The organism is Photorhabdus stackebrandtii (assembly GCF_011189495.1).
In the GTDB taxonomy this organism is placed as follows: Bacteria; Pseudomonadota; Gammaproteobacteria; order Enterobacterales; family Enterobacteriaceae; genus Photorhabdus; species Photorhabdus khanii.
The window spans coordinates 1-19,999 of sequence record NZ_PUJV01000007.1 but is presented as its reverse complement, the minus strand read 5'-3'; the positions used below and the strand labels follow the sequence as shown (position 1 = coordinate 19,999).

20 protein-coding genes are annotated in these 19,999 nt (G+C 40.4%); 7 read left to right on the top strand and 13 right to left on the bottom strand.

Going from position 1 to position 19,999, the window contains the following annotated elements; translation table 11 throughout:
- Positions 1-13 precede the first annotated feature (13 nt).
- The 9 genes from atpH to asnC all read right to left on the bottom strand — a co-directional run bounded on the left by atpH (position 14) and on the right by asnC (position 7,115).
- Positions 14-547: a F0F1 ATP synthase subunit delta gene (gene atpH, locus C5470_RS07685; protein ID WP_166287422.1), complete on the bottom strand. Its 534-nt coding sequence runs from the start codon at positions 545-547 to the stop codon at positions 14-16.
- A 12-nt stretch (positions 548-559) separates the two neighbouring features.
- Positions 560-1,030 (bottom strand): F0F1 ATP synthase subunit B, encoded by a 471-nt coding sequence (atpF, locus tag C5470_RS07680; protein ID WP_021325028.1) that lies wholly within the window; start codon positions 1,028-1,030, stop codon positions 560-562.
- Positions 1,031-1,088: 58 nt separating this feature from the next.
- Positions 1,089-1,328, bottom strand: coding sequence for a F0F1 ATP synthase subunit C (gene atpE, locus C5470_RS07675; protein WP_000429386.1), 240 nt, complete (start codon positions 1,326-1,328; stop codon positions 1,089-1,091).
- 48 nt (positions 1,329-1,376) lie between these two features.
- The gene (gene atpB, locus C5470_RS07670) at positions 1,377-2,201 is read right to left on the bottom strand and encodes a F0F1 ATP synthase subunit A (RefSeq protein ID WP_036845268.1); all 825 of its coding nucleotides are present in this window, start codon (positions 2,199-2,201) and stop codon (positions 1,377-1,379) included.
- Positions 2,202-2,231: 30 nt separating this feature from the next.
- A complete protein-coding gene (gene atpI, locus C5470_RS07665; RefSeq protein ID WP_036845640.1) occupies positions 2,232-2,609 on the bottom strand; it encodes a F0F1 ATP synthase subunit I in 378 nt (125 codons plus the stop codon).
- A gap of 608 nt (positions 2,610-3,217) precedes the next feature.
- Positions 3,218-3,838 (bottom strand): 16S rRNA (guanine(527)-N(7))-methyltransferase RsmG, encoded by a 621-nt coding sequence (gene rsmG, locus C5470_RS07660; RefSeq protein ID WP_166287419.1) that lies wholly within the window; start codon positions 3,836-3,838, stop codon positions 3,218-3,220.
- A gap of 13 nt (positions 3,839-3,851) precedes the next feature.
- Positions 3,852-5,741, bottom strand: coding sequence for a tRNA uridine-5-carboxymethylaminomethyl(34) synthesis enzyme MnmG (gene mnmG, locus C5470_RS07655; protein ID WP_166287416.1), 1,890 nt, complete (start codon positions 5,739-5,741; stop codon positions 3,852-3,854).
- Positions 5,742-6,121: 380 nt separating this feature from the next.
- Complete coding sequence (mioC, locus tag C5470_RS07650; protein ID WP_166287413.1) at positions 6,122-6,562, bottom strand: FMN-binding protein MioC; 441 nt, start codon at positions 6,560-6,562, stop codon at positions 6,122-6,124.
- A gap of 91 nt (positions 6,563-6,653) precedes the next feature.
- The gene (gene asnC, locus C5470_RS07645; RefSeq protein WP_036845262.1) at positions 6,654-7,115 is read right to left on the bottom strand and encodes a transcriptional regulator AsnC; all 462 of its coding nucleotides are present in this window, start codon (positions 7,113-7,115) and stop codon (positions 6,654-6,656) included.
- Between the two features lie 165 nt (positions 7,116-7,280).
- Between asnC and asnA the strand changes: the two genes are divergently transcribed.
- The gene (asnA, locus tag C5470_RS07640; RefSeq protein WP_166287410.1) at positions 7,281-8,273 is read left to right on the top strand and encodes an aspartate--ammonia ligase; all 993 of its coding nucleotides are present in this window, start codon (positions 7,281-7,283) and stop codon (positions 8,271-8,273) included.
- Positions 8,274-8,279: 6 nt separating this feature from the next.
- On the opposite strand, the gene viaA is transcribed toward asnA, so the two are convergent.
- A complete protein-coding gene (gene viaA / locus C5470_RS07635; protein WP_166287407.1) occupies positions 8,280-9,737 on the bottom strand; it encodes an ATPase RavA stimulator ViaA in 1,458 nt (485 codons plus the stop codon).
- Between the two features lie 4 nt (positions 9,738-9,741).
- On the bottom strand, positions 9,742-11,241 hold the full coding sequence (gene ravA / locus C5470_RS07630; RefSeq protein ID WP_166287404.1) for an ATPase RavA: 1,500 nt from the start codon (positions 11,239-11,241) through the stop codon (positions 9,742-9,744).
- Positions 11,242-11,507: 266 nt separating this feature from the next.
- Between ravA and rbsD the strand changes: the two genes are divergently transcribed.
- The 6 genes from rbsD to rbsR all read left to right on the top strand — a co-directional run bounded on the left by rbsD (position 11,508) and on the right by rbsR (position 17,329).
- Positions 11,508-11,927 (top strand): D-ribose pyranase, encoded by a 420-nt coding sequence (rbsD, locus tag C5470_RS07625; protein ID WP_166287401.1) that lies wholly within the window; start codon positions 11,508-11,510, stop codon positions 11,925-11,927.
- A 7-nt stretch (positions 11,928-11,934) separates the two neighbouring features.
- Positions 11,935-13,440 (top strand): ribose ABC transporter ATP-binding protein RbsA, encoded by a 1,506-nt coding sequence (rbsA, locus tag C5470_RS07620; RefSeq protein WP_166287398.1) that lies wholly within the window; start codon positions 11,935-11,937, stop codon positions 13,438-13,440.
- Between the two features lie 6 nt (positions 13,441-13,446).
- The gene (gene rbsC / locus C5470_RS07615; protein WP_166287395.1) at positions 13,447-14,418 is read left to right on the top strand and encodes a ribose ABC transporter permease; all 972 of its coding nucleotides are present in this window, start codon (positions 13,447-13,449) and stop codon (positions 14,416-14,418) included.
- Between the two features lie 24 nt (positions 14,419-14,442).
- Positions 14,443-15,333 carry a ribose ABC transporter substrate-binding protein RbsB gene (gene rbsB, locus C5470_RS07610; RefSeq protein ID WP_166287392.1) on the top strand — a complete coding sequence of 297 codons (891 nt, stop codon included), beginning with the start codon at positions 14,443-14,445 and terminating at the stop codon, positions 15,331-15,333.
- A 62-nt stretch (positions 15,334-15,395) separates the two neighbouring features.
- Positions 15,396-16,325, top strand: a complete 930-nt coding sequence (rbsK, locus tag C5470_RS07605; RefSeq protein ID WP_166287389.1) for a ribokinase — start codon at positions 15,396-15,398, stop codon at positions 16,323-16,325.
- A 2-nt stretch (positions 16,326-16,327) separates the two neighbouring features.
- Complete coding sequence (rbsR, locus tag C5470_RS07600) at positions 16,328-17,329, top strand: ribose operon transcriptional repressor RbsR (protein WP_166287386.1); 1,002 nt, start codon at positions 16,328-16,330, stop codon at positions 17,327-17,329.
- Positions 17,330-17,341: 12 nt separating this feature from the next.
- On the opposite strand, the gene mdtD is transcribed toward rbsR, so the two are convergent.
- Together mdtD and C5470_RS07590 are read right to left on the bottom strand one after the other, a co-directional pair.
- A complete protein-coding gene (gene mdtD / locus C5470_RS07595; protein ID WP_166287383.1) occupies positions 17,342-18,724 on the bottom strand; it encodes a multidrug transporter subunit MdtD in 1,383 nt (460 codons plus the stop codon).
- Between the two features lie 69 nt (positions 18,725-18,793).
- Positions 18,794-19,483, bottom strand: coding sequence for a FadR/GntR family transcriptional regulator (locus C5470_RS07590; RefSeq protein ID WP_166287380.1), 690 nt, complete (start codon positions 19,481-19,483; stop codon positions 18,794-18,796).
- Positions 19,484-19,999: the final 516 nt, after the last annotated feature.

The window sequence follows — 19,999 nt, the reverse complement described above, 5'->3', positions numbered from 1 at the left end:
TGCTCCAGTCCCCTTAAGACTGCAAGACGTCTGTTAAGCGATCTAAACGGCCACGAATACTGCCATCGATCACCAAATCACCTGCGCGGACGACCACACCAGCAATAACAGACTTATCAATTTTGCAATTCAGCTTAACTTTGCGTGACAGACGTTTTTCCATCGCTGCAGAAATTTTAGCCAGCTGTTGTTCACTCAGTTCGGCTGCAGAAATCACTTCAACATCAACGGTTGATTCAAGTGACGCACGCAATTGAATAAATTGCTGCAAAACTTCAGGTAACGCCAATAAGCGACCATTTTCTGCCATAACACGAATAAAGTTCTGAGCATGTTCATCAACCTGTTCACCGCAAATTGCGATAAAGGCATTGGCTAATGTTTCCGATGCCAATGAACCGGAAAGCAGATCACCAACTTGCTCATTACGAGTCACCTCAGCTGTGAACACCAGCATATTCTGCCATTGTTCTAGCGATTGTTTTTCCACAGCAAAGTCAAAAGCTGCTTTGGCGTAGGGGCGAGCTACAGTAGCGAATTCAGACATGCCCCTCCCTCCTTACAGTTCAGCGACCAGTTTATCAACGATGTCGCTGTTAGCAGCTTCATCCACGGAACGTTCGATGATTTTCTCGGCACCTATGATAGCCAACATAGCGACCTGCTTACGCAACTCTTCCCGAGCACGCTTACGTTCGGCATCAATTTCTGCCTGAGCTTGCGCTACGATTCTGTTACGTTCCTGCTCAGCTTCCGCTTTTGCATCATCAAGGATCTGGGCTTTTTGTTTATTAGCCTGTTCGATGATGACCTGAGCTTCCGCTTTCGCTTTCTTCATTTGGTCGGTCGCATTGGCTTGCGCTAAGTCCAGGTCCTTTTTGGCGCGTTCCGCAGAAGATAAACCGTCAGCAATTTCTTTTTGACGCTTTTCAATGGCCGCCATGATTGGTGGCCATACAAACTTCATACAGAACATAACAAACAGGACAAACGCAATGGCTTGGCCGAGGATTGTTGCATTAAGATTCACAGCACAATACCTCTTTTTAAATTAATGAGTTGACGTAGTTTCAGATTTTTTCTGCAAACTACGCGACAGCAAACATTACGTACAAGCCAAGGCCCACAGCAATCATCGGAATGGCGTCAACCAGACCCATAACGATAAAGAACTGTGTACGCAGCAGAGGGATTAAATCCGGCTGACGAGCAGCGCCTTCCAAAAATTTACCTCCGAGGATGCCGATACCGATCGCAGCACCGATTGCCGCCAGACCCATCATTACAGCGGCAGCCATGTACAGCAGATCCATATTCAGGTTTTCCATGACAGTCTCCAGTTTGTTTCAGTTAAAACACAGTTATTGTGGTAAAAATTAATGTTCTTCAGATGCCATCGACAGATAAACAATCGTCAGAACCATGAAAATAAAGGCTTGTAACGTAATAATCAGTATGTGGAAGATAGCCCAAGGCAGGCTGAGCATCCACTGCGACCACCACGGTAACAGACCAGCTATAAGAATAAAGATCAATTCACCTGCATACATGTTACCAAACAGTCGCAGACCGAGTGATACCGGTTTTGAAAGCAGGCTAACCCCTTCCAGAATTAAGTTAACTGGAATAAACAATGGATGATTAAAAGGCTGTAAAGTCAGCTCTTTTGTAAAACCACCAACTCCTTTCATCTTAATGCTGTAATAGAGGATGAGGACAAAGACACCAATAGCCATCGACAAAGTAATACTGACATCTGCTGTTGGTACCACACGCAGAGCAGGTAAGCCGAAGACATGTTCACCGATATAAGGGAGAAAATCGATTGGCAGTAAGTCCATCACGTTCATTAATAACACCCAGACGAACACAGTCAGTGCCAAAGGGGCAATAACTTTGCTCTTGCCGTGATACATATCACGGACACTGTTATCAACAAAACCCATGATTAATTCTATAGCAGTCTGAAGTTTGCCAGGTACGCCACTGGTGGCATTAACCGCAACCTTTCTGAATACATACAGAAATAAAATCCCTAATACGACTGAGAAAAAAAGCGAGTCAATGTTCAACGTCCAGAACGTTGCAGAACCACCAGAGTTGGGATCGACCAACTCAAAGGTACGTAGGTCCAACTGAAGGTTATTCAGGTGGTGGCCTATGTAGTCCCTTGCAGTTGAAACTTCTCCTGATGCAGACATGATGCCTCTTACCCTTTTGTTGTTGAAAACCTAACCGTTTATCACAGCTGGTGCGATGATCTGCACAACCAGCACCGCTAAATAAGTCAAACCCAGTGGTGCAAACGCCGCTTTAAACACGCCTAAAGCAACAACCAGCACAGCTATTGCAATAATAACCTTCAACCCTTCGCCAATAGCGAAAGACCATGCAACACGTACAGGAACACTTTCTTCTTTTACTTTCTGAAAACTGGCAAATAGCATAAAAATGGCATTAGGTAACCAACATGCTAATCCACCAACAAAAGCAGAAATGCCCCATTCTATACTTTTGGTACAAAAAGCCACACTGAGAACAACAAAAGTCATTAACTGCAAAAAAAGCAGTTTCAGTGCAATTCTACCGCTGTAAAGGGATACAGACATGACTTTTATTTTCTCCCCTTGCACGCCTTGCATATCAGGTTTTGCTAAATGTTGTATAAAACTGCCTTTGCTTAAGTGTGTCAAGTGACAAAAACGTGCAAATTATACGGGCAGCCAAAATGAATTCAATCCATAAGTAGCGAAAAGGTGAACAATTATTTAAATTTTTTACTTTGGTGCCAAATTGTAAGCTAATTATTGTGCTGATTTCCCATCTCTAATAATTTCATACTCTCAAACTTAAGTGTGATTTGAATCACATAAAATTTTCATTTGTTAGTTATATTTAACATTTACAGGGAATAAAAATAAAAAATATCAACATTTAAATCAATAAGTTAATTTAAATTTATAGGAAAAGGTTATTATATTATTGACTTAAATTACCAAGCTAATTTTTAGCTGCTTTAAAAAAGCGAATCTGATGAAAAAACGCTTTATCTGATTTTTAAAGTCCCAACTATCTTAATATCAAGATAACGTTATTTTTATGTAATAACTCGGTAAATTAAAGCTGAAACGAGACAAATCATAATTGACGATGTTGACCACAGTATATTGTGCTCAACATCACTAATTATTTATAACTTTATTGACAAATAACAAACTTAGTTTGATTTAAGGATAACCAAATGGCGTTGCCCTTCCAGTTCAGGAACATCTAACTGAATAACTGAATCAACAACAATTCCGGAAGGTAACATGGTAAATTCTTCCTTAGGAAGCATGCCTTTAAGCGCATAGAATCGTCCATGAACAGATTCAGGCAAATGGCAGCACCAAGAGACCATATCCTGTAATGAGGCAAAAGCACGGCTAATAACGCCATCAAAAAGCGGCTCAGAAGAGTACGTTTCAACCCGGCTTTGCACTGGTTCTATATTATCCAAACCAAGTTCATGCTGAACCTGGCGCAAGAATCTAATTCTTTTACCTAAACTATCCAACAATGTGAAATGAGAATCTGGACGAACAATGGCTAATGGGATCCCCGGTAACCCCGGACCTGTGCCTACGTCTATAAAACGATGACCCTGTAGATAAGGGCTGACAACAATGCTATCCATAATATGACGTACCAGCATTTGCTCTGGCTCACGGACAGACGTGAGATTATAGGCTTGATTCCATTTGTTGAGCATATCAACATAGGCCATGAGCTGCTGTTTTTGCTGTAGTGAAAGCGCTATTCCTGCTTTAGTCAGCAGAAATTCCAGTTTATTAAGCACAATAAAAATCCTCTCAGGCACTACGGCGCAGTAAGCCCTGTTTTTTCAGCCATACAAGTAAAATCGAAATTGCAGCAGGTGTTACCCCTGAAATGCGTGAAGCCTGACCAATTGAGTTTGGCTTGTGATCATTAAGTTTAGCGACAACTTCATTAGAAAGACCACTAACTTGACGGTAATCAAGATCAACCGGTAATGACGTGTTTTCATTACGCAATTGTTTTTCAATTTCTTCCTGTTGACGGGCAATATACCCTTCATATTTAACTTGAATTTCAACCTGATCAGCTGCCTGTAGTTCTTTAAGGCCGGGTGAAAACAGTGGTAATGAAGTCAGAATCTGATAATTCATTTCAGGGCGACGCAATAAATCTTCTCCATTAGCTTCTTTTGATAATGGCATTTTTAATATGTTATTGATGTCGCTAAGATTATTTGAATGAGGATGAATCCAAATATTACGCAAACGCTGACGTTCCTGTTCAATCATCTCTACCTTACGGCAGTAATATTCCCAGCGGTAATCATCTACTATCCCTAATTCGTGGCCCTTTTCTGTTAGACGAAGGTCAGCATTATCTTCACGTAACATCAAACGATATTCAGCCCGGGAAGTAAACATACGGTATGGTTCTTTAGTCCCTAAGGTACATAAATCATCAACCAGAACGCCAATATAAGCTTGATCTCGGCGAGGGAACCAACCTTCTTCCTCCGAAGCATAACGTGCTGCGTTAAGACCAGCTAGGAGTCCTTGAGCAGCAGCTTCTTCATAGCCGGTCGTACCATTAATTTGCCCGGCAAGGAATAAACCGTGGATGAATTTACTTTCTAATGTTTGTTTTAGATCTCTTGGATCGAAGAAATCATATTCTATTGCGTAGCCAGGACGAATAATACGAGCATTTTCCATTCCTTTCATGGAGTGAACAATTTGCATCTGTACATCGAACGGTAAGCTGGTAGAGATACCATTTGGATAAATTTCGTTACTGGTCAGCCCTTCTGGTTCAAGAAAGATCTGATGAGCATTGCGATCCGCAAAACGCATGACTTTATCTTCGATCGAAGGACAGTAACGTGGGCCGATCCCTTCAATAATCCCTGCATACATTGGGCTGCGATCTAAATTATTACGGATTACATCATGTGTTTTTTCATTGGTATGAGTGATATAGCATGGCATTTGTTGTGGATGCTGTCCCACATTTCCAAGAAAAGAGAATACTGGTGTTGGATTATCACCTAGTTGCTGTGTTAGTTGGCTAAAATCAATAGTCCTAGCATCAATACGTGGTGGCGTACCTGTTTTTAATCTGTTTACACGTAAAGGCAACTCACGTAGACGCTGTGCTAATGAAATTGCTGGAGGGTCACCAGCTCTTCCTCCACTGTAATTTTCCAGACCTATATGAATTTTACCATCAAGGAACGTACCTACTGTCAGAACAACTGCTTTGGCTCTGAATTTAAGTCCCATACGAGTTACTGCACCGGTGACAGCATCGTTTTCAACTATGAGATCTTCTACGGGTTGTTGGAAAATCATTAGGTTAGGTTGATTTTCTAATGCTGTCCGTATGGCTTGACGATAAAGAATTCTGTCAGCTTGGGCACGTGTTGCGCGGACAGCGGGTCCCTTACTAGCATTTAAGGTTCTAAACTGAATACCAGCCTGATCAGTAGCTTTAGCCATTAAGCCACCAAGCGCATCAATTTCTTTAACCAGATGTCCTTTACCGATCCCACCGATGGCTGGGTTACATGACATTTGGCCCAAAGTATCAATATTGTGAGTCAGTAATAAGGTTTGACGACCCATACGAGCAGCTGCCATAGCAGCTTCAGTACCGGCATGACCACCACCGATAATGATGACGTCAAATTGCTCTGGATAAAACATGGTGATGAACCTTTAGTTATAAGAATGCTTAGTGTTGCATTAAGGGAAGAGAATTCTACTCAAGTTTGGGCGATAGACCAAGTAGGTAAGATCGCAGGTAATTAAAAGAAGATCTTTTTTATTTAAAGATCTCTTTATTAGATCTTTTATTAGGATCATGATCTTTTGTGGATAAGTTGTTTTTACTTAGAAAGATCATAACATTGTAAAGGATCATTTACTGTGAATGATCCGTGATCCTGCCCGGTATAAACTGGGATCTAAACTGGGAGTTATTCACAACACGATCATGGACTGATAGTTATACTATGGATAACTACGGGTTAACCCCGGCTTTTTATATGAGTTATCCACAATCGTTCGCTGTTTTTTTGTTCAAACTAGAGTGAGTTTGCCCAAATTTTAACCCACTCTTCAGCAGGATCTTCGGGGATCTCATGCTGTTGGATATCAATTTCCAGACGATCACCGAGGCGCTTGGCTCCATTTTCCACTAATAGTTGATCAAACGATCTTATTGCCCCACAGAAAGTATCGTATTCAGAACTGCCAATACCAACAGCGCCAAATGTTACTTTGCTGAGATCAGGTTTTTGTTCAGAAATTTCTTCTGCCAGTGGTTGTATATTTTCCGGTAATTCTCCTGCCCCATGTGTGGATGTGACTATCAACCAGATCCCTTCCTGAGGAAGCTCATCTAGAGAGGGGCCGTGCTGCATTTCGGTGGAAAAACCAGCATTTTCCAGAATTTCAGCCATATGTTCAGCTACGTATTCAGCACTACCCATGGTGCTGCCGCTGATTAAAGTAATAGTGACCATAGTGATCCCAACAGATTTCAAGAGCGGCTATTGTACGCTGTGAATCTGTTGGGATCTACCTGTGGATAATGTGGTTATAACAAATTTTATCTTATGGCTTGATTGTTCGCATAATCGGGTTTTGCAAGGAGATCAGGGTTTCTGTTGATTGGATCTCATCAATAGTCTGTATTTTGTTGATAAGTACATCTTGAAGAGATTCAATTGAGCGGCACATAACTTTAGTAAAGATGCTGTAGTGACCAGTTGTGTAGTAGACCTCAACGACTTCATTCAGGTTACTTAATTTTTTCAGGGCTGATGGGTAATCTTTAGCGCTTTTAAGAATAATGCCAATAAAGCAACAAACATCATAACCAAGTTGTTTAGTACTAATATCTACTCTGGTACCGGTGATGATCCCTGCTTGCTTCATTTTTTCTACACGAACATGAATGGTTCCTGGGCTGACAGTAAATTTCTTTGCCAGTTCAGCATAAGGTATGCGTGCGTTGTCCATTAAAGCGTGAAGTATGCCGCGGTCCAGATTATCGATCTGATAAATATCTGCCATTTCTAGCTCCATTTTTTATCGAATTTTCATTTTTACTCTATTGAAAATGAATTTTATAAAGCATAAAGACTATTTTTATTAAAGTATATTGAATTTATACCTCATTCTATTGCTTAATGTTTTCAACAGGACATCAGGGCTACCTAAGAATTTGAGAATAATATTATGAAAAAGTCATTTATTGAGAAGCAGCAACAAATCAGTTTCGTGAAATCTTTCTTTTCCCGTTTGCTGGAAAGCAAACTGGGTCTGATTGAAGTACAAGGGCCAATCTTAAGCTGCTTGGGTGATGGCATTCAGGATAACTTGTCCGGCCATGAAAAGGCTGTTCAGGTAAAAGTGAAAACGTTACCGGATTCAACTTTCGAAGTAGTGCATTCATTGGCTAAATGGAAGCGTAAGACATTGGGTCGTTTTGATTTTCAGCCGGAGCAAGGGCTTTACACTCACATGAAAGCATTGCGTCCGGACGAGGATCGCTTAACACCAATCCACTCTGTTTATGTTGATCAATGGGATTGGGAAAAAGTGATGGGAGATGGGCAACGCTCACTTGCTTATCTAAAACAGACAGTAGGCAAAATTTACGAAGCAATAAAAGAAACAGAAAAAGCTGTCAGCAAAGAGTTTGGTCTGGCACCGTTCCTGCCAGATCAAATTCACTTTGTTCACAGTGAAACACTTCTGAGCCGCTATCCGGATCTGGATGCAAAAGGTCGTGAACGTGCTATTGCTAAAGAATTGGGCGCTGTTTTCCTCATTGGTATTGGTGCTAAATTATCTGATGGTCAAGCACATGATGTTCGTGCTCCGGATTATGACGACTGGACGACGCCAAACAGTGATGGTTTTGCTGGTCTGAACGGCGACATTATTGTTTGGAACCCTGTTTTAGAGGATGCTTTTGAGATCTCTTCCATGGGTATCCGTGTTGATGCAGAAGCACTAGAGCGCCAATTAGGGCTGACAGGTGATGAAAAGCGCTTGCAATATGATTGGCATCAGGCATTACTTAAAGGCGATATGCCACAGTCGATTGGCGGAGGTATTGGTCAATCCCGTTTGGTGATGCTACTGCTGCAAATGAAACATATCGGTCAGGTTCAATGCAGCATATGGTCACCTGAAGTACGCGAAACTGTAGAAGACGTGCTCTGATTCGACTCAGTGACGCCATTTTCGCAGTAAACGGCTTTTAAGTCCGGTATCGAAACGCCAGATATGATCGAATATCCGCATAATACTGGGCTTACCATATTGGGACATGGAGACCGCATGGAAGCGGTGTTGCTGATGCTGTTGCAGATTTTTTATCTGATGGATTAGTGAGTCCGGTAAACGCTGGGCAATGAAATCTGAAATAACAACAGCATCAGCATCTTTCCAGCATTGCTTTTTCATTTTTTCTATTGTGCTTGCCAGACAAAAAGCTAAATCTGTTCCTCCTTTAAAAGTCTGGCTGAGAAAACGAATAGCTTGTTCCAGGCCATCTGGTGAAGATAGTTCATAGTGCACAATTTCTGTAGCAAATAACATGATGTGACAGTTGCGATCATCTGCTAGTGCAATGCGTAACAGTGCCAGACAAAAGGCTTTGGCACATTTTTCATTGAATCCTCCCATTGAGCCGGAAGTATCTACACAGACAATAAATGGCCCTCTTGGCTTTTCCTCCTGATTATAATGAATGACTGGTCGAAATGTTGTTTTCTGTTGCCAGCTATCGCCTTGTAAGCGATAGGTCAATAAGCGCTTTTCCACCAATCTGCGATAAAATTCATATTCCAGATCTTCAATTCCCAATATTGCTAATTCTGTTGGTAATAGGCGTAAAATATCATCACTTTGCCCTATACCATTTACCTGTTCAGGAACGGTATCTGATGTCTGTTCAATGGTGGTAAAGGGCTCGAGAAGATGGCTTTCCTGTGGTTTTGATTTTGCAGATTGGCTACGACCAAGTAATTGAGCCAGTTTTTCCAGTTCTGGTTGTTGATGGAGAAATTCACTGTAGCGAATCAATAGCTGTTCATCATTTAGGGAATGGTTTAACTGACTTTTACTCATATCCCATAATCGTCCTGCGGCCCTGTCATTTTCACTGAAAACAGGATCAAGATTACCGCTTAGTGTCAGTCTTTGTTGCAGTTCTGCCAGTAATTGCTCTTTTTCTTGTTCCAGTAATTTCTTGTGGAAAGTTGTGGTTTGCAGGATCAAGCTGAGCCGCCATCGTTGGATAAACAGGATTTGTAATGTGTTTGAATGATCGGTGGTGTCGGTTACCAATTTCTGTGCTTCTTCAATAAAAGGAGATTTAATTTGGTTCAGTATTTCCAGAATATCGGGAAGTTTAAGATAAAAATTATTAGTGTTGGCTGACAGTAACTGTTGATATAACTGAAATTCTTCTGCCAGGGGGGCAGGAATTAGTGCTTCTTTAATTCTTTGTTGTAAATCTTGTTTCCAACCGGGAATATCTTTCAGTAGCGCACGTTTTAAACGAGGATATTTTTCAAAAAAGATAGTTAATTGAGGAGAAGCCAGAAGAGTTAATATGACCTCTTCTATCAGCTCTCCTTCGTTTACTGACAATAAAAGATCAAGGGTTGTTAGGCTAATCATTTAGTTAGTCTCCCATTTTTATTTTCAGTTGGTTGATTCTGTCTGTCAGTTGGATAAAACTTTGTTCTATTGCAGCAAACCAATGGTTTTCAATGAATAAACATGGCTGATGCTGACTAAATAATTGGCGTTGATGGTGGATCTCTTGATTAATTTTTTCCAGTTTTTCCAACCACTCTCCGTTTTTTTCGTTTTGTTGATGTTGACTATCCGGTAAATATAAAGTAGAGGAACGGCGACTAATATCAAAAATCTCTGGTTGGTGTATTGAATTAATTTCGGCGACTATATCTTGTGGAAAACCAATACCATTCAGACGAGCTGGTAAACTTCCACCTTTATTTATCCAGGTGTTTAGCGTCTTTTTTTCCGTTTCAATAAAATTGACTTGAATATCATGGATATGAAGAGGTGTATGCAGGAACAAAGTCAATTTTTCTTCATTGATGTGATCGGGTAACGAATATTGTATTTTGCGTCCAAACAAACCTGTTTGTTTTTCCAGGTACAATGCCTGCTGATTATTTTTATCCTGACGAACTTGAATCCATTGGTGATAAAGTGAATCAATTTGCTGAGATGATACTCTTTGCTGATATGCTTGTTCGATCATGAGAGTATTCAGATATTGAGGTAATAATTTGAAAGAGTGAAGATCATACCACAGACAATCTTTTAACAATATTAAATCAAGTGGTGATATTTCTCTTCTGCCATTGAAGAAAGCGCTAGCTTGTAATAAATGAATTGCTTTCTTCCAGCGTCGGTCTGAAACATAAGGTGAATGTTCTGTCGAATCAAGTTGCTGACGTAGATGATAGATAATATCAAAACAATTCTCTGGTAGGACTATTTTATTAATCTCTTTTTGCCATTGATGAAATTCTTCATTTGTTATCTGGATATTTTCCGGGACAGGGTTATCATTTTCATTTTTGTGGTTAGTAAGTAGTGCCCGGAAGTTCTGTTTTTCTTGAATTTTATCCAACCAAATACGGATTAGCATTCGGTCATAAAGAGCCTCAAGGCTGCTATCTGTTTCAGGTAATTCATTAGATGCTGTTATCAGTAATCGCATCGGAATTTTCTCTTCTGTATCCCCATTCCTGAATTTTCTTTCGTTAATTGCAGTCAGCAAGGTATTGAGAATTGCCGGGCCTGCTTTCCATATTTCATCGAGAAAGACAATTTCAGTTTCAGGTAAATAGCCAGTGGTCAGCCGCTGATAACGTCCTTCTTCTTTCAATGCCTGAATAGAAAGAGGACCGAAAATTTCTTCGGGAGTGGAAAAACGGGTCATCAGATACTCAAATGCTCTGGCATCACGAAACGCAAATTTTAATCGGCGGGCTATCAGACTTTTTGCGATCCCAGGGGGACCAAGCAGGAAAACACTTTCCCCGCACAGTGCAGCTAGTAAGCATAAACGAATTGTCTGTTGTCTTTCATACAGACCACTTTCCAGATAGTTACTTAAACGAGCTATTTTTTCCGTTAATTGCATAATTCATACCAATATTATCTGTTGGGATAAATAAAATCTAATCACTCTTCTTCATAGATTTTAATCATCATTTATTGATAAAGACTATATTTACCTTAAAAATCGATTCAGCGTCAAATATTCAATAAGTTAACGTTTATTTTTGTTTTTTTTATTGTCGAAACGTTATCGATAACGATCACACTTTTGTATTATTAATGTTGCATTTTAAATGTTACTTTCTATATTGCTTTAATAGCGAAACGTTTCGCTAATGGAATAAAAAAATGAAAAAAGGTGTAATACTTAATTCTGAAATTTCAGCCGTAATTTCTCGGTTGGGACATACTGACCAGATTACAATTGGCGATATTGGATTGCCAATTCCTTCTTCAGCCCAGCGGATTGATTTAGCGCTAACCCAGGGGATTCCTAGTTTTATATCCGTTCTTAATGTCGTGACTCAGGAAATGCAGGTTGAAGCTGCATTTTTAGCAGAGGAGATCATTGTCTATAATTCTTTGATACATAAATTAATACTAGCTCAGATTAAGGAACTGGAGAAACAGCAACGGGACTCAATTATTGTGAAATATATCAGTCATAATATATTGAAACGGAAAACGGAACATAGCCGAGCGATGATTCGTACAGGAGAAAATTCTCCTTATGCCAATATCATCCTTTGTGCTGGTGTAACTTTCTGAGGTGGTTATGCGACCTGCACTGGAACTAAAAGGAATTAGTAAATCTTTTCCTGGTGTTAAAGCATTATCCGGCGCAGCATTACGTGTTTATCCGGGTAAAGTCATGGCATTGGTCGGGGAGAATGGTGCAGGTAAATCCACGATGATGAAAGTGTTAACTGGAATATATACTAAGGATACAGGTGCAATTCATTATCTGGGAAAAGAAGTGATTTTTTCTGGCCCTAAAGCCTCTCTGGAAGCGGGTATTGGAATTATCCATCAAGAATTAAATCTTATTCCCCAACTGACTATTGCAGAAAATATTTTCCTGGGGCGCGAATTCGTTAATAAATTTGGTGCCATTGACTGGAAAAAAATGTATCAGGAAGCCGATCACCTTTTAAAGAAGTTGAATTTAAGTTACAGCAGTCACTGGCGGGTAGCTGAACTTTCTATCGGTGATCAACAAATGATTGAGATTGCTAAGGTGCTGAGTTTTGAATCCAAAGTTATCATTATGGATGAACCAACTGATGCACTGACTGATACAGAAACTGAATCATTGTTTAACGTAATACGTGAATTGACATTGCAAGGGTGCGGTATTGTTTATATCTCTCATCGTCTGAAAGAAATTTTTGAAATCTGCGATGATGTTACGGTATTCCGTGATGGACAATTTATTGGTGAAAAATCGGTAAAAGAGTTAAAAGAAGAGACTTTGATTGAAATGATGGTTGGGCGAAAACTGGAAGAGCAATATCCTCGTCTAAATTTGCCTCGTGGTAAGAAGCGACTTGAAGTTAAGCAAATTTCTGGTCCGGGTGTGACAAATGTTAGTTTTTCCCTTTATAGTGGAGAAATTTTGGGTATATCAGGGTTGATGGGGGCTGGCCGCACTGAATTAATGAAAATTATTTATGGTGCGTTGTCAAAAACTCAAGGACAAATCACTCTGGATGGGAAGCTTGTTGTAGCCCATGGCCCTCAGGACGGGTTAGCTTGTGGGATTGTTTATATTTCAGAAGATCGGAAGCGTGATGGATTAGTTTTGGATATGTCAGTTAAAGAGAATATGTCTCTTACCGCCTTACGTTATTTCAGTAATAAATCAGGTAGCCTGAATCATAAAAAAGAGCAGCAGGCAGTCAATGATTTTATCAAGTTATTTAATATCAAAACACCTTCGATGGAACAGACGATTGGCCTGCTTTCTGGCGGTAATCAGCAAAAAGTGGCAATTGCTCGTGGATTAATGACCAGACCAAAAATTCTTATCTTGGATGAACCGACTCGGGGAGTAGATATTGGTGCAAAAAAAGAAATTTATCAGCTAATTAATCAGTTCAAAAAAGAGGGGTTGAGTATCATCCTTGTTTCTTCTGAAATGCCGGAAGTGATAGGAATGAGTGATCGTATTTTGGTCATGTATGAAGGTCATATCAGCGGAGAATTTTTTGCTGAACAGACAACTCAAGAAATTTTGATGGCGGCGGCTGTTGGCAAACAATATGGAACGATTCAGGAGTAATTCAGTATGAATTCGAACATATCACCGACATCTAAGCGTTGGTTTATTAAAGAGTGGTTATTGAAACAAAAATCATTGATTGCGTTGTTAGTATTGATAACCGTAGTTTCTTCTCTTAGCCCAAATTTTTTCACGTTAAATAACTTGTTTAATATTCTGCAACAAACATCAGTCAATGCCATTATGGCAGTTGGGATGACATTGGTTATTTTAACATCGGGTATTGATCTGTCTGTTGGTTCATTGCTTGCATTGACAGGCGCAGTAGCTGCTTCATTGGTTGGTATGGAGGTTAATGCGCTGGTGGCTGTAGTGGGTGCTTTGACTTTAGGTGCTGTGATCGGCGCCTGTACAGGAATAATCATTGCTAAAGGTAAAGTACAGGCTTTTATTGCCACTTTAGTCATGATGTTACTACTTCGTGGAATAACCCGCGTCTACACTGATGGCAGCCCAATAAATACAGGATTCAGTAATAATGCGGATCTGTTTGGCTGGTTTGGTATTGGTCGTCCACTGGGAATTCCTACTCCAATATGGCTGATGTTGATAGTTTTTGCTATTGCATGGTATCTCCTGCATCACACTCGTTTAGGTCGTTATATTTATGCTTTGGGTGGTAATGAATCGGCTACCCGTTTGTCTGGTATCAGTGTCGATAAAATCAAGATTATCGTTTACGCCTTATGCGGCTTACTGACTGCATTAGCCAGTATTATTGAAGTAGCCCGTCTTTCTTCTGCTCAACCAATGGCGGGGAGTGGTTATGAATTGGATGCTATTGCCGCTGTCGTTTTGGGCGGAACCCGTCTGGCTGGTGGTAAGGGATTAATTACGGGGACTTTGATTGGTGCGCTAATCCTCGGTTTTTTAAATAATGGCTTAAACTTATTAGGTGTTTCTTCTAACTACCAGATGATTGTTAAAGCAAGTGTAATATTGCTGGCAGTTCTGATTGATAACAAAAGTGATAAATAACCTCATCCTACAGGAAATAACACAATGAGAATGAAGAAATTAGTCACAACTTTATCTGCTGTTGCACTAGGCGCGACTATAAGTGTAAATGTGTTAGCAAAAGATACTATCGCGTTAGTCATTTCTACACTAAATAACCCATTTTTTGTCACCATGAAAGAAAGTGCTCAAAAACAGGCGGATAAATTGGGTTATAACCTAATTGTGCTGGATTCTCAGGATAACCCAGCGAAAGAATTAGCCAATGTTCAGGATTTGACGGTACGTGGTACTAAACTAATGCTGATTAACCCAACTGATTCTGATGCTGTAGGTAATGCCATTATCATGGCTAACAATGCGAAAATCCCGGTAATTACTCTCGATCGGATAGCGAATAAAGGTACAGTTGTCAGCCATATTGCTTCTGATAACCGCCAGGGGGGTAAAATAGCGAGTGATTTTATTGCTGAAAAACTGGGGAATGAAGCCAACATTATTCAGTTAGAAGGTATTACTGGCACTTCTGCTGCCCGTGAACGTGGTGAAGGATTTAATAAAGTAGCACAAGAACATAAGTTTAATGTGTTGGCTAGTCAGCCTGCTGATTTTGACCGCACTAAGGGGTTGAATGTTATGCAGAACTTACTGACAGCTCATCCGGCTATACAAGCTGTATTTGCTCAGAATGATGAAATGGCGTTGGGTGCTCTGCGTGCTTTACAGATAGCAGGTAAAAGTGATGTATTAGTTGTTGGTTTTGATGGCACGGAAGAGGGAATCAAAGCTGTTCAAAGTGGGAAATTAGGCGCGACAATCGCTCAGCGTCCTGACCAGATTGGTATTATTGGCATTCAGACAGCGGACAGGGTGCTGAAAGGCGAAAAAGTTGATGCCGTTATTCCTGTAGAATTGGAGCTGGTTATTAAAAAATAAATCGGTATTACTGTGCTGTTGCTAATTGATGGTAACGGCATAATGGAAAAGGAATAGATTTAATGGGTACAGCAAGACTTGCAGTGCTTGGCAGCATTAATGCTGACCATATTTTGAATCTTGAATCGTTCCCTCGTCCGGGTGAAACGGTGATCGGAAAGCAATACCAGATTGCTTTTGGTGGTAAAGGTGCTAATCAGGCGGTAGCAGCAGGTCGTAGTGGTGCTGATATTGCATTTATTGCTTGTGTCGGTGAAGACGATATTGGTTCCCGTATCTGCCAGCAGTTAGCAATGGATAATATTAAAACTTTTGGTATTGAAGTTATTGAAGGGGAAACAACCGGTGTAGCGCTGATTTTCGTTAATCAGCAAGGTGAAAATGTTATTGGTATCAATGCGGGGGCTAATGCTGCACTGACACCAGAATATTTCTATCGCTACCAAAATATTATTGAAGAGGCGGATGCATTATTAATGCAACTTGAGTCTCCATTGGAAACCATACAACTTGCCGCAGAGATAGCTAAACAAAATGATACGAAAGTAATACTTAATCCGGCGCCGGCACAAAAATTATCGGATCAATTGCTCTCGCTGGTGGATATCATTACTCCGAATGAAACTGAAGCTGAATACTTGACTGGAATTACAGTAAAAGATGATTCAGGTGCAGAAAAAGCGGCTCAGATATTGCATGATAAAGGCATTGAAACAGTCATTATCACATTGGGTAGCCGTGGCGTATGGTTGAGTGAAAAAGGTCAGAAGGGAGAAATTGTTTCAGGATTTAACGTTAAAGTTGTAGATACTATTGCAGCGGGAGATACTTTCAATGGCGCGTTCGTGACAGCTTTGCTGGAAGGAAAAGCAATGTTATCTGCGGTACGGTTTGCCCACTCTGCTGCTGCAATAGCGGTAACCCGTCAGGGAGCTCAGCCTTCTGTCCCGTGGCGAAATGAAATTGATGCATTTTTAACGGAACAGGACTGACTGTGGCTACAATGAAAGATGTTGCTCGTTTTGCAGGCGTCTCCACATCAACTGTGTCTCATGTTATTAACAATAACCGTTATGTCAGTGATGGTGTAAAAAAGAAAGTTAATGATGCTATTGAGCAACTAAATTATGCGCCATCAGCACTTGCACGAAGTCTTAAAATCAAGCAGACCAAAACTATTGGTATGTTGGTAACAACCAGTAATAACCCTTTTTATGCTGAAATTGTAAGAGGGGTTGAAAGAAGCTGTTATGAACGTGGTTACAGCCTTATCTTGTGTAATACAGAAGGTGATGCCAAACGGATGGATTACAGCATGGAAACGTTGCTGCAAAAGCGAGTAGATGGGCTGCTGATCATGTGTACTGAGAACCAGCACAATTCTTGTAATGTTTTGCGCCGTTATCCCCCTTTACCGATGGTCATGATGGATTGGTCTCCATTTGATATTATTAGCGATGTTATTCAGGACAACTCCTTGTTGGGAGGGGAGATGGCCACCAATTACCTCATCAGTTGTGGTTTTAAGAAAATAGCCTGTATTGCTGGTCCGCAAGATAAAACGCCTGCTAGCCATCGGTTGGAAGGATATAAAAAGGCAATGGCAGACGCTGGCCTTGTTATTCCTAAGGGGTATGAAATTTATAGTGATTTTGAATTTTCTGGTGGTTTTGAATCAATGCAAAAATTGCTGCAACATCCAGAGCTACCAGAAGCTGTTTTTGCTGGCAATGATGCAATGGCTGTTGGCGCTTATCAGGCTCTTTATCAAGCAGGGCTTTCCGTGCCGAATGATATATCTATCATTGGTTATGATGATATCGACCTGGCCCCTTATATGATCCCACCTTTAACAACCATTCATCAGCCAAAAGATGAATTGGGAAAACTGGCTGTTGATACTTTGCTTTACCGGATGGATAACCCAGGGAGTGATCCTAAGTTGTTAGTATTAACTCCAACATTGATTGAACGTAACTCAGTTTCCCGTCCTTAAGTATTCTGTTTCTTACTTCTTGATCATATTATCGCCATCTTCCTTATGTAATAACAGGAAGGTGGAAGAAGAGAGTAAAGTGATTATTCCCACGGTAATAAAAGTGTTGTGGAAGTTATCGACAGTTGTTCCATAAGGTATGGACTCATAAAAACGGAGAATAGCTGCACTCGTTGCAACACCGAAACTAATAGACAACTGCTGAGTTACCGCTAATAAACTATTTCCTGAGCTGGCATTATTATCGGTCAGATCAGCCAGAGTAATGGTGTTCATCGAAGTAAATTGAATGGACACGGCCATACCTAGTAAAAATAGTGGGATAACTAAAAGAACAACGGACATTTCTGGTGATTGCAGTGAAAATTGAGAAATCATTAATCCGATGATAACTGTTATGCTAACCAGAGTTTTACGATAACCGAAACGTGTTAATACATTAGTAACAAAAGATTTAGCTATAACAGAACCGATAGCTGTTGGCGCCATCGCCATCCCGGCAAGGATTGCTGAATAACCAAAACCAACTTGTAGCATCAGAGGCATCAGAAAAGGAATACACCCAGTTCCCAGGCGCGTAGCAATATTACCGATAATACCGATAGAAAATGTGCGAGTACGGAATAACTTCAGGCTGATAAGTGGTTGAGGGTATTTTCTGGCATGCATCAGGTAGCCAAATAATATCATAAAGCCGCCGACCATAATTATGAGAGGTATATAGCCTGGTAACGAACTCTCCCCCAATAAATCCAAACTAACGGAAACCATGACTAAACTCAGTCCAAAAAGTATGAAACCGAAAAAGTCGAATGAACGTTTTGGCATTGTAAAATTAGGCATATGCTTTTTAGCATAAATAATCCCCAATAAACCAATTGGAATATTGATAATAAATATCCAATGCCAGGTAGCATAAGTGACTAATAATCCCCCGAGCATAGGACCAAGAATTGGTCCTACTAACCCTGGCATGGTGACAAAATTCATAACGGCTAAAAGTTCACTGCGTGGGTATGCGCGTAATAAAGCAAGGCGGGCAACCGGCATCATCATTGCACCACCAATTCCTTGAATTACACGGGAAATAACCAGAAAAGCCAAATTACCTGACAAAGCACAGGCGAGGGAGCCTAAAGAAAATAAGGATACCGCAAAAATAAATATCCGGCGGGTACCAAAACGATCTGCTAGCCAGCCACTAACTGGAATTAGCAAAGCAACAGTCAAAGTATAGCTGACAACAGCGGATTGCATTGCCAGAGGTGAGTGTTCGAGGCTTTCAGCAATAGCGGGCAATGCTGTGTTGAGAATTGTTGCATCTAAAGCTTGCATAAAAAAAGCTATTGCAGCAATCCAGGGTAGCCCCGCCATATTACGAGCGGTTTTTACCATTAATCGTCCTGCTGTATTTATCTAACCCATGTTTGATTAGATATTAATCTAACACATTACTATATAAGATCATTCATACTCTGTTAATAACTTTTGGCAAGCGAGAAGTGCTCTGCGACTGTCACCTTTGATGATTGAATCAACAATTGTTTTATGAGCTTCCAGTTGCACAACTTTGTCGGAAATAATAGCTTCGAAATAGTTCTGATAAACTGGACGAAATAAGTTGGCAAAAGAACCTAAAAATGGGTTTCCACAGGATTTATAAATGGTGTGGTGAAACTGGTAATCAATATCTATCCATTTTTCCCGGTTAAAATTTTCTTTCAGCAGATACATTTCACCTATGAGTTGTAAAAGCTGCTTCTTTTGTTCTTGTGTGGCGTTTTTTGCAGCAAGAAAGCAAGCTTGTGGTTCTATTGCCAATCTCACTATATGGAAGTGTTCAATCACCTGGTTAAGATTATCACGATTCATCCACCACTTTAATAAATCCTGATCAAGGAAATTCCAGTGCATAGTTGGCATGATGCGGGTACCAATACGTGGGCGTGGTAATAGCATACCCTTGGCTGCAAGTATTTTTATCGCTTCGCGAACAGAAGTTCTGCTGACGTCGAACTGTTCAGCGAGTTCTATTTCACCAGGGAGGATGGTTTCAGTTTTATATTCACCAGACAAAATCTGTTGTCCGATTTTTTCAGCTAAAAGATAAGAAAGGTTTTTCTGGGAAGCTTTTCTTTGTTCTTTAAATTGCATAGTAGATTTGAACCTTTTCCCGCATTTATCCATTTATACTACTTTAGTTTGGAAATAATTACTGTCGATGACATCCGTTTTTGTGTAAAAAGAAACCAAAAATACACGTTTTGTTGAAAAAAGCCGCGAATAACAGTTTTTTTTAAATAAACGCTTGCCAGCGCCGAAGAACCCCCTATAATGCGCCACCACTGACCGACACAACGCTGACAAAACGTGTGAGGCCAGGCAGAGCAACGTGAATAAGCGCTTGACTCTGCGGGCGAAAAGCGTAGTATACGCAGCCCGGCTGAACCAGAATGTTATTTTTTAGTTCAGCCTGCTCTTTAACAATTAATCAGACAATCTGTGTGGGCACTCACAAGACCGTATCACAAAGAAATACACTAAAGTCTTGAAGAGTGAACAACAGTTGATTCATGACGAATGAACAGTAAAATTCTTTGAGCATCAAGCTTTTAATAGAAGAGTTTGATCATGGCTCAGATTGAACGCTGGCGGCAGGCCTAACACATG

Bases quoted from the DNA above. Each gene is read 5' to 3' on its own strand.
- atpH (WP_166287422.1), bottom strand. From the start codon at position 547: ATGTCTGAATTCGCTACTGTAGCTCGCCCCTACGCCAAAGCAGCTTTT.
- atpE (WP_000429386.1), bottom strand. From the start codon at position 1,328: ATGGAAAACCTGAATATGGATCTGCTGTACATGGCTGCCGCTGTAATG.
- atpB (WP_036845268.1), bottom strand. From the start codon at position 2,201: ATGTCTGCATCAGGAGAAGTTTCAACTGCAAGGGACTACATAGGCCAC.
- atpI (WP_036845640.1), bottom strand. From the start codon at position 2,609: ATGTCTGTATCCCTTTACAGCGGTAGAATTGCACTGAAACTGCTTTTT.
- mnmG (WP_166287416.1), bottom strand. From the start codon at position 5,741: ATGTTTTATCCAGAGCAATTTGACGTCATCATTATCGGTGGTGGTCAT.
- mioC (WP_166287413.1), bottom strand. From the start codon at position 6,562: ATGGTCACTATTACTTTAATCAGCGGCAGCACCATGGGTAGTGCTGAA.
- asnC (WP_036845262.1), bottom strand. From the start codon at position 7,115: ATGGCAGATATTTATCAGATCGATAATCTGGACCGCGGCATACTTCAC.
- asnA (WP_166287410.1), top strand. From the start codon at position 7,281: ATGAAAAAGTCATTTATTGAGAAGCAGCAACAAATCAGTTTCGTGAAA.
- viaA (WP_166287407.1), bottom strand. From the start codon at position 9,737: ATGATTAGCCTAACAACCCTTGATCTTTTATTGTCAGTAAACGAAGGA.
- ravA (WP_166287404.1), bottom strand. From the start codon at position 11,241: ATGCAATTAACGGAAAAAATAGCTCGTTTAAGTAACTATCTGGAAAGT.
- rbsD (WP_166287401.1), top strand. From the start codon at position 11,508: ATGAAAAAAGGTGTAATACTTAATTCTGAAATTTCAGCCGTAATTTCT.
- rbsA (WP_166287398.1), top strand. From the start codon at position 11,935: ATGCGACCTGCACTGGAACTAAAAGGAATTAGTAAATCTTTTCCTGGT.
- rbsC (WP_166287395.1), top strand. From the start codon at position 13,447: ATGAATTCGAACATATCACCGACATCTAAGCGTTGGTTTATTAAAGAG.
- rbsB (WP_166287392.1), top strand. From the start codon at position 14,443: ATGAGAATGAAGAAATTAGTCACAACTTTATCTGCTGTTGCACTAGGC.
- rbsK (WP_166287389.1), top strand. From the start codon at position 15,396: ATGGGTACAGCAAGACTTGCAGTGCTTGGCAGCATTAATGCTGACCAT.
- mdtD (WP_166287383.1), bottom strand. From the start codon at position 18,724: ATGGTAAAAACCGCTCGTAATATGGCGGGGCTACCCTGGATTGCTGCA.
- C5470_RS07590 (WP_166287380.1), bottom strand. From the start codon at position 19,483: ATGCAATTTAAAGAACAAAGAAAAGCTTCCCAGAAAAACCTTTCTTAT.